The sequence below is a fragment of the Paenibacillus sp. EB106-06-01-XG199 genome, assembly GCF_058791575.1.
On the sequence record NZ_JBYTDQ010000002.1, the window covers coordinates 227,701 to 240,842 of the forward strand.

Here is a 13,142-nt window from a genome sequence, read left to right on the forward strand (position 1 = left end):
TCCACATTTTCATCATTTATCAGAAATTTAATGATATCACCTTTACTATAACTGCCGCTGTTACCGCACCCAGAACAACAAGCAGCAGCGGTATTTTACGGACTAAGACCAGTATAACAGCGGCAGCGCCGGAAGCGATACCGATCAGCGGAGCTTTAGGATCTACCTGGAAGATTCCCGGCACCGTTAAGGCACTCAGTACAGCCAGCGGCAAATGATCCAGCATCATCTTGATTTTACCGGTTTTCGGAAGGAAATCACGGGTAAGCAGCAGCGGCGTGAATCGCAGCAAAAAGGTGATCAGCGCCATGCCAACAATCACGGCAATGTTCATGCGGCCTCCTCCACAGCCCTGTTAACCCGAACTGGAATGAGAAGGCCGGCAGCCATTCCTGCCAGCATGGCGGCAAGCACAGCGGAACTCCCAAGGTAGGGCTGCAGAAGCCAGGAGAACAACGCCGAGCACAGGCAAATCACCAGATTGCGCCTGTTGCCCCGCAGCTGAGGAACAATTAATGCAATCAATAAAGCATATAGCGAGGTGTTCAGCGCGGGTAAAAAAGCGGCCGGAATATAGGCTGCAAGGGATATACCAGCCGCTGTGGACACAAGATTCGCAGCATATGGAGGAATTTGCAGGCCAAGAAGATAATGCAGCGGCAACTCCGGTGTTTGCCCGTCCGCTGCTTCCTGCCCTAAACTCTGCTTATCGCTTAGCATACTTACCGCATAGACCTCTTCTGTTAGACTGAAGCCGATCCACGCCTTCACCGCAGTACTGAGGTTTCGTCTGACCGACCCTGAAAAGGACAAACTGATCATCAGGTATCTTAAATTAATAACCAAGGTCAGCAGCAATATAAGAGGCGCCGCCGTCCCTGCCGCAAGCAGCTTGACGCCAGCAAATTGGCTTGTGCCCGCATACATCAGTGCCGACATCAGAAAAACCTCCAGACTTCCAAGACCAAGTCCCTTGCCGACCAGCCCAAAAGTAAAACAGGCAGGAATAAAACCGGCGACAATCGGCAAAGAATCCAAACACCCTTTTTTAAACTCGGCTCCAACGACACCCATGTTTGATCACTCCCTTAGCGCATTTAAACCACACAGCCAGCTTACCTGTTCGGTCTGTACCGGGAAATAACCACTTTGCATTCTATCCACCATACCAATTCTATTGAGGCAAAAAAAGGGCAGACAGGGTGTCTTTCCTCCTGTCTGCCTTGCTGATACTATTTTATAGCTGATAAGCTGCTTTAGGAGCCTGCTCCCTTATACCGTTTAACCCCGTAGTTCCAAGAAACAAGGCCAAGGCAAAGGAATACCGCACCGACTACAGGAGTCAGCAGCGCCATTCCTCGCATCTCATCCCGTTCCAGAAAGAGCGCCGCCGGATAAATACCGACGAAGGCGAACGGAATTACCCAGGTGAGCAGTACCTGAATAGCCCGGTTGTAGATTGTGACCGGATAACGGCCATAGCTCTGAATATTGTACATCAGCGGCAGAATGCCGGTCGGGGCATCGGAATAGAATGACAATGAAGTCAGCGTGGTGTAAATCCCCGTATAGATGGCTACCGCACTAAGCGTAAGGAGGATCATTGCCGGTATCGTCCACCACTCGAACGGCAGTCCGAGGTTCGCGCCGCTGATTGCCATAATAATCAGTCCAATGATCGAACCAAACAGGGCTGGCGGGTCTACATTCTCCAGAAAGATCTGAAATAGGTTATGCGCCGGCCGGGTCAGAATCCGGTCCATTTCGCCTTTGACAATATAGCGCTCACTGAAGCCCCACATGTTCACGAAGCAGCTGAAGACGCCGTACGGGACCATAAAGAAGCCGTATACGAACACCACTTCATTTTGATTCCAGCCGCCCAGGCTGTCGGTATGCATAAAGATCACAAGGATAAAAATAAAATTAGTCGCTTGAAACAGCAGATCCGAAATGACCTCCACCCAGAAATCGGCGCGGTAGGTCAACCGGGTCTTCATATAATTTTTCAAATATTCGATTAACAATCCCAGATAATACAAACCTTCCTCACCCTCCCTGCACGAACAGCCGCTGACGAGCCGCGTGGTATAGCCAGACAATTGGAATCAGCAGCACCAGGAACCAGAACACCTGGACACCGAGCACATTCCATATGCCCACACCCTGTACCCGGCCCGTAAATACGGAACCCGGAAGGTAGGTAATGGCTTGGAAGGGCAGAACCTTCAGCACACCGGACAGCCAGTCCGGGAACAAGCTGATCGGGATAATCAGGCCGGAGAACAGGTCTACAATGACCCGCTTCATGCGCATCATGCCTTCATTGTTCTCCACGAAGAAAGCGGACAGCCCTGTGATAACGTTAATCTGTGAACTGATCAGGAAGCTGAAGAAGAGCATGACCAGAAAGCCGGCCCAGGCCGAAGGCTCTGTCGGCAATTGCACCGGAAATAACAGAATGGCGATGACCATCCCCGGAATCATCAGCATCATGAAGCGGAATAACCCTTCGCCGAGTCCCTGCATCATTTTGACCAATACGTAGTTATAAGGACGAATGAACTGGATGGCGATGCTGCCGTCACGGATATCCGTGGAGATCTCCCGGTCCAGGTTGTTGAAATAAAAGGCGCGCGCCATCCACGAGACGGCCACATAGGTGGTCATCTGCGCTCCTGTAAACCCGCCAAGTGACTCCCCGTTCCCATAAATGGCCTTCCAGGTGAAATAGTTCACCCCAATATTAAGCGTATAGATTAGAATCCCTGAATAATAGTTAACACGGTAAGCGAGCATGGTTAGAAAGCGGATGCGGATAAAATCAAAATAAGCGCCCAGCAGAAGTCTGCGTCCATTTTCCGGCTGTCCTCCAGAGGAAGAGGAGCCACCCGCGGAGCTGGAAACAGCGGCGTTAAGCTTGTCCGACATGTATGACCTCTTTCTCTTCCTGCAAAGCCGCGATCATCTCTTCCGGTTTCTCCGCCGATCCGGACTGATAAATGCTGCGGACAATATCGTCCGTGTTGGTTTCGATAATCTTGATGTCTGTTATGTCCGCCTGGCCTACCACGCGTCCCAGCACATCCGATACATTCAGCTCCAGCGGAATCCAGACTTTGGCGGCGAGGTCGTTCTCGGCCGTCCAGGTCACCGGCATGCCTTCCGTCCATTGCATAATCCGGCTGAGCTTTGTAGCTGTGCCAAATTGGAATACCACCTCACGCCCGGTTCCCCAGCGCTGTTTCAAGTCCTCCAGACCGCCGTCATAAATAATCCGCCCATCATCGAGCATAATGACCCGTGAACAGAGCGCTTCAATGTCCTGCAGATCATGAGTAGTCAGCAGAATGGTTGTTCCATGCTCCCGGTTCATGTCCTTCAGAAACTCGCGGATCTCCGATTTCACGACAATGTCGAGACCAATGGTCGGTTCATCCAGGAACAGAATCGAGGGGTTATGGAGCAATGCTGCCACAAGCTCGCAGCGCATCCGCTGGCCGAGACTAAGCTTGCGGACCGGCCGGTTCAGCAGATCCTGCAGCTCCAGACGCTCCACTAGCTCATCGAGCCGCTTTTTGAAATCTTGTTCGGAGACCCGGTATACCTTGCGCAGCAGCTGAAAAGACTCGATCACGCCGATATCCCACCACAACTGGCTACGCTGCCCGAAGACTACCCCGATGTTCTGCACAAATTTCTCACGTTCAGCATACGGAACAAACCCGCCTACAGTCAGGCTGCCAGCGGTCGGAACGAGAATGCCGGTGAGCATTTTAATCGTGGTCGATTTGCCTGCACCGTTCTCACCGATATATCCGCAGATTTCACCTTGAGGAATCGTGAACGAAATGTCCTTCACTGCCGTCACTTCGGAGTATTCCCTCTTAAACAAATCAGCGAAGGCCCCTTTGAGGCCCTCGCGGTTCTTTTGGACTTTAAACGTTTTGCGTAAGTCCTGCACTTGAATGGCGTTCATATTGTACCTCGCTAAGCTAAAGATTGGGTTCAGTACCCCATTATAATGCACGGATTACAAAAGCACTACCCGTTTATCGTAAAATAAGCAGAAACGGTTATACCGTCCATTTACAAACGGCATCCGTTTCTGCGGGGAAATCAGGAATGTAGCTGGATAACAGCATTATTTGGCGACTCTGCCTTCAAAGAAATCGTTACTTTTCACAGCTTCCAAGTGGCCGGACCGCGTTACCTTTGTGCGCAGGTACTTCTCATTGAATACGGAAACGTCACCCCATAGCGGAATTCTTTTCACCGTGTTCATGCCGGCAGCCTTCAAGGCGTCCATCTTCTTAGGGTTGTTCGTAATCAGTGTCACCGGTTTGCTGCGCAGATGCTGCAGTACGCTGATGGCATCCTTATAGTCTCTGGAATCATCGGCAAAGCCAAGCTCCAGATTGGCTTCCACAGTATCATAACCTTCTTCCTGAAGAATATAGGCCATTGCCTTGCTGAACAGACCAATGCCTCGTCCTTCATGATTGGCCAGGTAGAACAACGCACCGGAGCCGTGCTGGGCAATCATCTTCATCGACTGGCGCAGCTGGAAGCCGCAATCACAGCGCTTGCTGCCGAAAATATCGCCGGTATGGCAGATGCTGTGCATGCGGATCAAAGCTTCGTCCGAGTCTTCGAAATCACCGTAAACGAGTACACTGGACTGCTGACTATCAGCAAGATTCATGGAAGACAAACGGGAAATCAATAATTCAGTTGCTTCTATAGAATCCCCGCCCTGCAATTCAACGTCATCCGATTTCAACCAGCTGTACCATTTAAAAGTGACTGTTTCTCCATCGAGATTCACCGGCAGCGTAATCGGTCCGACCAGTATATTAGTGGAATCATCCATCGTTATCCGTTTGATCTTATTCTGCAATATAGAAAGGATATCAGGTTTAATCATAAGTGCACCGTCCTAAAGTTTTAAATATTTTTAATTTTAACTTCGAGTAACTATTTGTAAGTTAGTTTATCATTGTAATATAACTTCGTCAAGTTATAATATATATTTAAATAATTATGATTACTTATTGTAAGTTTATGATATAATGAATGCAGAGGTGATCTTAATGAATGACTTCGAGATGTGTCCACGCTTTGAAAAAGCAGTAGATGTGCTTAGCAAACGTTGGGTTGCACTGATCGTATTTGTATTAATGAATGGCCCTCGCCGGTTTGGTGAAATCGAGAGCTGCTTGTCCAATCTCAGCGGAAAGGTTTTGTCTGACCGCTTGAAGGAAATGGAAAATGAGGGCATTATCACGCGTACAGTTTATCCTGAAATGCCTGTACGCATTGAATATTCGCTGACGGACAAAGGCACTGCCCTGGCTCCTATTCTTGGAGAAATCAGCAACTGGTCTACAGAGTGGATTGAGATCGGCGCAACCAAATGATATGGGGTCCGCAGCATCAATAGCGCCCTTTTTTGTTCCGGCAGCCGGAATAAAAAGGGCGCTTATTGTTGTTCATATTTTCTGGAACACCGTATTTATAAATCTTTCCGCTGAAACCGCAGCAAGCCGATTGTGAAAAGAGCAGCAGTATAAACCGCAGCGTAGACCACAAATGAATTCGAGGGAACTGAGTTCAAATTAAGAAGTGAAAAAGCGCTGCCACTGAACGAGACCATACCGCCAAGATCGTCCAGACTGAACAGCACTGCCGTCATTTTGCGCTGCAAACCATCAACCGGCATGAGCATTGACATGAAGCCTGTCATATTGTTTAGCATATGAAGCGCATCGCCTTCCAGGCCCAGCGATGAGCTCACCTTATCAATCATGCCTCCCAGAAAGCCCGCACCGTAAAGCATCGTCATAAATACCCCGTTCCCGAGCGCGGAAAAAAATCCCGAGCCCAGCATCGACAATGTGATCAACAGCGGAACACTTGAAGCAAAAATCAGGAAGGCTTTAACCAAGGCTGTCATATCTCTAGGTATTGCGGCATGGGCATTCGTAATGAATAGAATAGCCGCGAAAAGTATCAGTGCGTAGAGTAATCCCAGCGTGACATAGCCAAGCCAGCGGCCGAGATACCATTTCCAGCGTGGAATCGGTCTGGGCAGCATCGCCTGCATCACTCCCTGCTCCGCTTCCCCGGCAATGGCCGAGAAGGAGCTGAAGATCGCCAGAAAAGCGATGACAAACGATCCGAAGAAAAACCCTAACGTCAGTATAAATGCCCCATTCGTAAACCGTTCAATAAGAATACTGCCATTCATGATCCCGGACCCGCCGCCAAAACGTCGATCTCCTCCGATAGTGCCGGCCACAAACCAGAAAGCAAACAGGAAGATCACTGTCATCACCAGGGTCAGCATCATCACCCTTTTGCGGAGCATTTCCTTCCAGGTCATCCCGAGTATAATTCTCATTCCCGCTCCCCCCTGTGACTCAGTCCGGATACCGCATCCATAAACCATTCCTCCAGACGCTCTTTTTTACGTTTCACTTCATATAAAGTCAAACCCTGTTCTATAAAAACCGCATTCAGCCAGCCCACCTGCTCTTCACTTTCCAGCTCTGCTTCCAGCCATACAATTCCACTGTCAGGAGCCGTTCCCTGCAAGGAGTCCCGTTCCTGCTTGTCTTCACCCGAAGAGATGTTGATGGACAGTCCGGTAAAATCATTCAGCCAGGACAGCAAAAAAGGCGAAAAGCCGCCCACTTTAAAATGCCAGCTCGTTCGCTTATTTAATATTTCTGATACTGTGCCGTGCCGCAGGATAAGACCGTTATTCAGCAGTGCCATCCGGTCGCACAGCACCTCAACATCCTCAAGCAGATGAGAGTTGAGAAAAATAGTGATCCCGCGCTCCTTCAAGCGCTCCAAAATACCCCTGACTTCCATGCGTCCAATCGGGTCGAGCGCAGATGAAGGTTCATCCAGGAAAACGATCTCCGGCTCGTTCACCAGCGCGCAAGCCAGTCCCAGCCGCTGCTGCATTCCCTTGGAGTAATGCTTGACCCTGTCCCGTCCGCGTTGTCCAATCCCCACCTCATTAAGCAGCTGAGGAATTCTTTGATCGGCCACAGTTTTATCAATCCGGCATAATCTGGCATGGAGCCGCACGACCTCTTCCCCGGTCAGCCATTCCTGATAGCGGTACAGCTCCGGCAGATAACCGATCTTCATCTTGGCTTCCATCGTACCAATTTTATGTCCTAACAAAGAGGCGCTTCCGCCTGTAGGATGGATAAGTCCAACCAGCATCTTCACAAAGGTGCTTTTCCCGGCACCGTTGGGGCCGAGGAAGCCAAAGGCTTCCCCTTTCCCCACACGAATCGTTACATCCCGGCATCCGCGCCCGTTGCTGTATTCTTTGGTCAACGAGTTGGCTTCTATTGCGGGAAAGCTCATGAAGTGATCAGCTCCTGCAGTTTCGTCATAAACTTATCTTTGTCCGAATACACTTCTCCTCCAGAGAGTTCGAACAACTGGCCGTTCTTCACCCAAGTCGCACTATATTGCGCTCCACTGCTATATTCGTTTTTATTAAAAATAACCGTTGTCCCGTCAATAGTGATTTCTTCTGAGAACTGCCCCTTAATCAGCGGCAATGGAATATCGCCGGATAGAATCCGGCTGTGCTGCAAACTGGATTTCAGATGATCCGGGAGAAGCGGAAAGTCAAGGACAGCCTTAACGGCTTCTTCTACGTCTATAGACGGATCTACCGTCACTATTGGCGTATTCATCTGAGTAAAGCTCGCCCAATGCTGATTGTCCGTGGATAAGTCGTAGTGGACGATCTCAGGAATAGCCAGAGTTATCGGCTTGCCATCTATAGATTCCGGTAGCAATTGATCTGATCCCAGGCGCAGCAACGCTTCGTTAACTGCGTCGACGTTCAGCGTAAGGGTCATCTCCTGGGAAGGACTAATCCAAGCAGACTTGACTTGGTCAAAGCCTTCCCCGCTGACTGCGCTGTACCCCAGCGTTTTCTGCAAATCATTAATAGGTACCGCTCCATCGATGGTTCCGGATGAACTCGAAACCGCTCCGAATTTACTGGCAGCTTCGCCGACAGTTCCCCCCTCGGCAATCTGATTGAAGATATTCCGCAGATCGCTTTCATTCACAACTGTTGGTTCCTGCATCCGGAATTGGTTCAGGATTGCTGCCATAGCCGTGCTTCCTACCGGAGTGGCGAGAATAGCAGCGAAGATAGCTACACTGGCCGCTGTTGCCGCCCACTTCCGCCGGCGGTTCATCTGAGGCCGCCGGGTCCGTCTTCCCGTTTTCTTGCCTTCCGTAGCAGAATCAGCCTGCCCTGTTATCTGCGTCATTGCATCCCTACTGCCGGCTGTACCTGCTGTAGAAGCAGCATTTATTAAGGGATCATTGTGTGTTGTTGATTGTTGGCCCCATGCTGCCCATACCGGATTTACCGGTTCCTGCGCAATGCTATCTTGCAGCCTGGCCCAAGCTTCATCCATGTTCAGCTGATCTGATTCATGTTTTATAGGATTAGTCATTGTTCGTTCCTCCTAAGTAATATATGAAGCAAAATTCCAAACGCCGCTGTCCTCACGGTCTAGTCGTCTGTGGGAGCGTCTCTACCGCGTGCTGCCTTAGCTTCGTTGTGGCCCTGCTTAGCAGTGTTCCGACAACCGGCGGCTTTACACCGAGTTCTCCGGCGATCTCTGCGTAGCTGTAACCCGAATACCTCAGCAACAGCGCCTGTCTGTCTCTGTCCGGCAGGCTGTCCAGCCAGGTCCTGACATCCTCCTGGTCCAGCTTGGCGAGCACCACCTCTTCACCTGTAGGAGGCGAGGCCCCAATATCGAAGAGGAGCTCCTGCTTATTTTGCAGCCGCCGTTCTCTGGCTACTTTATTCAAATAATCATATCCGATCCGGGTAAGCACTCTATGCAGCCAGGCACCGAGCGCTCCGGGGTCATCCGGCGGATTGCGGTAAAGTCTTAAAAATACATCCTGGGCTAAATCGTCCGCTGCCGTCTCATCACGTACCAAAGCAGCAAGTTTGCGCCGTACCACAGGATAGTGTTCATAAAATAGAGCTTTGAATATATCAGATTCCGGAATATCCATTGTTTTAATCCTCCTTATCAGCTGCAGCTATAAGTAAGACGAAGCCTGGAGCTTTTTTGTATCAGAGAACGTCAAAAACATCTTACCACAAACAAAAAAAGCAGCCCCTTTTTATGAAAAAAGGAACTGCTGCTATCTTCAAATAATTAACGAATTTTGAGGGTTGCTCCCTTCCCTTTAGGCGGCGCCTCCAAAGTTATATCAATGGGCTTTTTATAATCATACATTGCTTTGCAGCATAAAGGCATACTATGACTTGATCCAGGATAACCACCAAGTTCTCGGTACATATCTCCAGAAACAATATTTGCATACTCCGCACCGGCATTACGCGCTTCATCTATTCGCCGTTTAACTTCCCTTCTAAAATCCTCAACCTTCCACATTATGTATGTGACGATAGGGGAAATTTTCCTGAACACAAATAAATACCCTGCCATTGCTGGCCGGTAGGGAACCGGCCGAAACTCACTCCCCGATTTTGGAGAGTGAGTCGCGGGAACCCGCTACGAGTCGGTCGTGCATGGCTGGCCTTTATATATAATGTCCTTTGTAATATACATAGTAAATATTACCCATTTCTGATAGACTATTTTTGTAATTTATTATCAGAATTAGGGGGAACAACATGAAAAAGCCGATTTATAAAAAATGGTGGTTTTGGGTTGTAATGATTCTTGTGATTGGAGTTATTGGGAGTATGGGTGACGATAAAGACTCTGCTGATCCATCGCCCTCAGCTACTGTAGAACCCGCTAAAGCAGCTGTAGCCGAGGCTACGACGGAACCTACAAGTCAACCATCTGCCTCGAGTGAAGAAGAAAAGAAAGCCGCTGAGGAAAAGGCTAAGAAGGCTGAAGAGGAGAAAAAGGCCGAGGAAGCAAAAAAAGCTGCTGATGCTGAAGCCAAGGCAAAAGAGAAAAGTATCCCTAGGGAATACAAGGCGGCATTAAAGAAAGCGGAAATGTATGCAGAAAATATGAATATGTCAAAGACAGGCGTTTATGATCAGTTGACTTCTGAATATGGAGAGAATTTTGATAAAAAGGCCGCTAAATATGCCATTGATAACATTGTATTTGATTGGAAAGAAAATGCATTGAAAAAGGCACAATTATATGCAGAAGAAATGAGTATGTCAGATTCGGCTATTTACGATCAATTGATTTCAGAATACGGAGAAAAATTTACCAAAGAAGAAGCAAAATACGCAATAGATAATTTAAAATAAGATAAAATAAGCAAAAAAGCCCGCCGACCAGTTTGAAGTGCACCCCTTAGAATAGACATTGGAATAAACCCCTGTTTTATTTGATGAAATCTAAGTGGTGCATTTTTTAATGGTGAAAAAAGGACAGAAGTTAACAACGTATAATATGAGACGAAGCCTGAAGCTATACGCTTGCACGTTAAAGTCTTTTTAGGATAGCCAGCATCATCAAGCACAGCGCGCCGATTACGGTAATCAATCATATAAGTCCATTTGTTGGCGGAGACAACAGATTCCATAAGCTCGACCTCGCCAAGGTCCGCAAGGTCCAGATCAGGAAACAAACTATCATCCGCCATTGCCGCCCACATCCTTTCCGTGTACGTAATAACGTTGTCCGGTTAATCGGGAGAATGAGCCGGTCACCTGCCTGCAAGGGACTGGGGAGAACCAGAATGCCTGTAAGCGTAGAGACCGCTGGCTGCTTGACCTCAAATACTGTATCGATGCGGCGCTCCTGCAGATACCATTTATATTTGCTATTTCAGCAAATATTTCATTAGAAAAAATTATCGATACTGCAATTGAGCTTATTTGCTAAAATCGGCAAGTGGTTTGCTTAAAAAGCGTATGAGCCCTCTTCATACTTCATATAGGTTAAAGCATTCTTAAAACCCAGCGTTTCCGCCATTTCTTGCAATGAAAGTTCTAACTCCTGTCGACGTTTCTTTATATATTCCAAATCAAGCAATCCCATCTCGCACCTCCAATCTTTGCTGATTTAGCAAAAATTGTTGAGATAAATATACAATGCTGTTTTAGCGAAGTCAGCTACTTTTTTGCCATTTTAGCAAACTTCTTTTTTCTATTTTAGAAAAATGCTAAAATCATATTGCTGAAACAGAAAGAAGGGCGGTATGAGAATTTGTATTATTTCAGGTGATCGAATTAAGAAACTTAGAGAAGCTCGAGGAATAAGCCAAATTGAGCTTGCCGATAGGATCGGAATAAATAACAGTGTTCTCTCTAGAATCGGATCTGGAAAGAGACCTGTTGAAGATACTGAAATTAATGCATTTGCAGATTTTTTTGAAGTTTCAGGAGACAATATTCTGGGACGTCGGACAAAAAAACTTCTATTGAGACAAACATGTCCTTTTATGGTGGACCAGAAAATACTCTCAAGCTGAAATCCAAGTAATGGAAGATGCTTTGAAGCAGTATAGAAAGAATAAAGAAAGAATGCTTAAGGAAATAGAAGACACAAAAAAATAAGCAAATCCCTCAGCCGATGAGGATAATTTAAGGAAGATTTTTATGGAACAACCCAACGAACCCGTTTTATTACAGAAACAACAACCACGCCAAGTTACTAATGGAACAAAGATTTTTCTCATTTCAACGCTTCTTCTAATAACTGTAGCTTCTGTCACCTTTTCGATTTTCTCTTTTATGAAAAGTCGTTCTATAGAAGAAAAATTTAATGAACTATCAAACAAGTTTGAATTAGCCGATAGTGAATTTAAGACCCAAAATCAAGCTTTTCAATCACAAGATATAACAAATAAACAATTTATTAATGCGCTAGTTTTTAACGCTCTCCAACATGCTATGGAAGATGGTGTCGTTACTGATAATTTTGTAATCAATAAAATAACTTTCCGGAAGACTCTTTCAGCTATGGGTACCAGCGGATCTGATATTGACTTATCAACCCAACCATTAATTGATGCGAAGTATGAAGGGCAAGGGCATTTTGATTTAACGGATAGAGAATTAAAAGTAATGATTGAGGATTTATTGAAGGATACAGAAACTTATTTTGAATCAATTCGTGAAATTTATATAGATTACCTACCTGAATGGAAAAGCCTTTCCCATACCGTCAGCATACAAAATTACGAATTAGGTACATATTCAGATGGTGTATTCAAACTAAAGGGCGAATGAAAAATATTAATAAAGCCAGCAATGGCTTTTATCTTTACCTCAAAATAGAACATACGTACTCATCCGAGGTAATTACATGATTTTTCCAACTACTTCAAAACTCCTCTGGAACAATGGATCGAGGAACACTACAGGTCAAATGGTGTATGTGCACCTATCGATCTTGATATAGACAAGATTGCCGCGATCTTCGAAGTGACATCATTTATTACGACAATAGCCCATTTAGCGAGAATGAGAATAGGGTTATTTTTATCGACAGACGAGACAACTACATAGAACAGCGAAAAACATTCTTTCATGAGCTTTGCCACGTCATCCGTTACTCCGGTGATCAACGATGGATGCCGGAAATGTTTCGCGAAGCCCAAGAAAATGATTTATGATGTATGCTATTATCCCATTCTTCATGCTTGAGCAGATGCCAATACCTACGCGTAAAAGTGAAGCTGTTGAAGGGAACTTTGTGTTGACCGATGATGACGGCTTACGCTTCACCCTTAATAAACTCAATTATCGGATGCAGCGAATATGTCATTTTTTTATTATTTTGCATGACCAACTAATGGTGTCAATTCATCTGTTATCTAATCTTGATATATCTCTCCTGTATTTGCTTAGCCAGTGTAATCCGCTCCATCTTCAACTCCCAAATCTTTTCTTTCCACCGGTAACTGTCCTCAGCATCCTCATGTTCCCTCAACTTGGCGAACAATTCCATCAGCATCAGGTTTATATGATCAAACCGGTTCCAGAGTTCCTGGACATGCTCCACTCTTTCCCGTTCTTCGGAAGCTTCCTTGAAGTTCTTTAATTTCTCAATGATGTCTGCCTGCCACTGTCCATCGTTAATTGCTTTGGCGTAGTTATATAGATCCAGATAATCATTGACTGACAT

18 protein-coding genes are annotated in these 13,142 nt (G+C 46.6%); 5 read left to right on the forward strand and 13 right to left on the reverse strand.

The features are described from left to right. Positions 1–19: 19 nt before the first annotated feature. The 6 genes from AC3WT9_RS06835 to AC3WT9_RS06860 all read right to left on the reverse strand — a co-directional run bounded on the left by AC3WT9_RS06835 (position 20) and on the right by AC3WT9_RS06860 (position 4,927). Positions 20–334 carry an AzlD domain-containing protein gene (locus AC3WT9_RS06835; protein WP_341092842.1) on the reverse strand — a complete coding sequence of 105 codons (315 nt, stop codon included), beginning with the start codon at positions 332–334 and terminating at the stop codon, positions 20–22. After that, positions 331–1,074, reverse strand: coding sequence for an AzlC family ABC transporter permease (locus tag AC3WT9_RS06840; RefSeq protein ID WP_341092841.1), 744 nt, complete (start codon positions 1,072–1,074; stop codon positions 331–333). Before AC3WT9_RS06840 ends, AC3WT9_RS06835 begins: the two co-directional genes overlap by 4 nt. A 182-nt stretch (positions 1,075–1,256) precedes the next feature. Continuing rightward, entirely contained in the window at positions 1,257–2,000 is a 744-nt protein-coding gene (locus AC3WT9_RS06845; protein WP_341097660.1) for an ABC transporter permease, read from the reverse strand. A 49-nt stretch (positions 2,001–2,049) separates the two neighbouring features. Next, positions 2,050–2,844, reverse strand: a complete 795-nt coding sequence (locus tag AC3WT9_RS06850; RefSeq protein ID WP_341097659.1) for an ABC transporter permease — start codon at positions 2,842–2,844, stop codon at positions 2,050–2,052. 70 nt (positions 2,845–2,914) lie between these two features. After that, a complete protein-coding gene (locus AC3WT9_RS06855) occupies positions 2,915–3,979 on the reverse strand; it encodes an ABC transporter ATP-binding protein (RefSeq protein ID WP_340898532.1) in 1,065 nt (354 codons plus the stop codon). Between the two features lie 165 nt (positions 3,980–4,144). Further along, on the reverse strand, positions 4,145–4,927 hold the full coding sequence (locus AC3WT9_RS06860; protein WP_076109261.1) for a GTP cyclohydrolase II: 783 nt from the start codon (positions 4,925–4,927) through the stop codon (positions 4,145–4,147). A 166-nt stretch (positions 4,928–5,093) separates the two neighbouring features. Here AC3WT9_RS06860 and catR point away from each other — a divergent pair, with 166 nt between their 5' ends. Further along, positions 5,094–5,420, forward strand: coding sequence for a catDE operon transcriptional regulator CatR (gene catR / locus AC3WT9_RS06865; protein ID WP_038591312.1), 327 nt, complete (start codon positions 5,094–5,096; stop codon positions 5,418–5,420). Between the two features lie 95 nt (positions 5,421–5,515). Here the strand turns inward: catR and AC3WT9_RS06870 are convergent, their stop codons facing one another. The 5 genes from AC3WT9_RS06870 to AC3WT9_RS06890 all read right to left on the reverse strand — a co-directional run bounded on the left by AC3WT9_RS06870 (position 5,516) and on the right by AC3WT9_RS06890 (position 9,506). Next, entirely contained in the window at positions 5,516–6,403 is an 888-nt protein-coding gene (locus tag AC3WT9_RS06870) for an ABC transporter permease (RefSeq protein ID WP_341378455.1), read from the reverse strand. After that, a complete protein-coding gene (locus AC3WT9_RS06875) occupies positions 6,400–7,389 on the reverse strand; it encodes an ABC transporter ATP-binding protein (RefSeq protein ID WP_341378454.1) in 990 nt (329 codons plus the stop codon). Before AC3WT9_RS06875 ends, AC3WT9_RS06870 begins: the two co-directional genes overlap by 4 nt. Next, the gene (locus AC3WT9_RS06880; RefSeq protein ID WP_341378453.1) at positions 7,386–8,507 is read right to left on the reverse strand and encodes a hypothetical protein; all 1,122 of its coding nucleotides are present in this window, start codon (positions 8,505–8,507) and stop codon (positions 7,386–7,388) included. The genes AC3WT9_RS06875 and AC3WT9_RS06880 overlap by 4 nt, the downstream gene beginning before the upstream one ends. A gap of 52 nt (positions 8,508–8,559) precedes the next feature. Then, a complete protein-coding gene (locus AC3WT9_RS06885) occupies positions 8,560–9,084 on the reverse strand; it encodes a sigma-70 family RNA polymerase sigma factor (RefSeq protein WP_341378452.1) in 525 nt (174 codons plus the stop codon). A 146-nt stretch (positions 9,085–9,230) separates the two neighbouring features. Next, entirely contained in the window at positions 9,231–9,506 is a 276-nt protein-coding gene (locus tag AC3WT9_RS06890) for a hypothetical protein (protein ID WP_492407521.1), read from the reverse strand. A 206-nt stretch (positions 9,507–9,712) separates the two neighbouring features. Here AC3WT9_RS06890 and AC3WT9_RS06895 point away from each other — a divergent pair, with 206 nt between their 5' ends. Then, positions 9,713–10,315, forward strand: a complete 603-nt coding sequence (locus tag AC3WT9_RS06895) for an Ltp family lipoprotein (protein WP_341378449.1) — start codon at positions 9,713–9,715, stop codon at positions 10,313–10,315. 598 nt (positions 10,316–10,913) lie between these two features. On the opposite strand, the gene AC3WT9_RS06900 is transcribed toward AC3WT9_RS06895, so the two are convergent. Next, complete coding sequence (locus AC3WT9_RS06900; protein WP_445935334.1) at positions 10,914–11,051, reverse strand: hypothetical protein; 138 nt, start codon at positions 11,049–11,051, stop codon at positions 10,914–10,916. Positions 11,052–11,211: 160 nt separating this feature from the next. Between AC3WT9_RS06900 and AC3WT9_RS06905 the strand changes: the two genes are divergently transcribed. The 3 genes from AC3WT9_RS06905 to AC3WT9_RS06915 all read left to right on the forward strand — a co-directional run bounded on the left by AC3WT9_RS06905 (position 11,212) and on the right by AC3WT9_RS06915 (position 12,630). Then, complete coding sequence (locus AC3WT9_RS06905) at positions 11,212–11,484, forward strand: helix-turn-helix domain-containing protein (RefSeq protein WP_341378448.1); 273 nt, start codon at positions 11,212–11,214, stop codon at positions 11,482–11,484. 127 nt (positions 11,485–11,611) lie between these two features. Then, complete coding sequence (locus tag AC3WT9_RS06910) at positions 11,612–12,244, forward strand: hypothetical protein (RefSeq protein ID WP_341092832.1); 633 nt, start codon at positions 11,612–11,614, stop codon at positions 12,242–12,244. Between the two features lie 203 nt (positions 12,245–12,447). Then, on the forward strand, positions 12,448–12,630 hold the full coding sequence (locus AC3WT9_RS06915) for an ImmA/IrrE family metallo-endopeptidase (protein WP_492407579.1): 183 nt from the start codon (positions 12,448–12,450) through the stop codon (positions 12,628–12,630). A gap of 197 nt (positions 12,631–12,827) precedes the next feature. Here the strand turns inward: AC3WT9_RS06915 and AC3WT9_RS06920 are convergent, their stop codons facing one another. Then, positions 12,828–13,142 (reverse strand): hypothetical protein, encoded by a 315-nt coding sequence (locus tag AC3WT9_RS06920; protein ID WP_341092831.1) that lies wholly within the window; start codon positions 13,140–13,142, stop codon positions 12,828–12,830.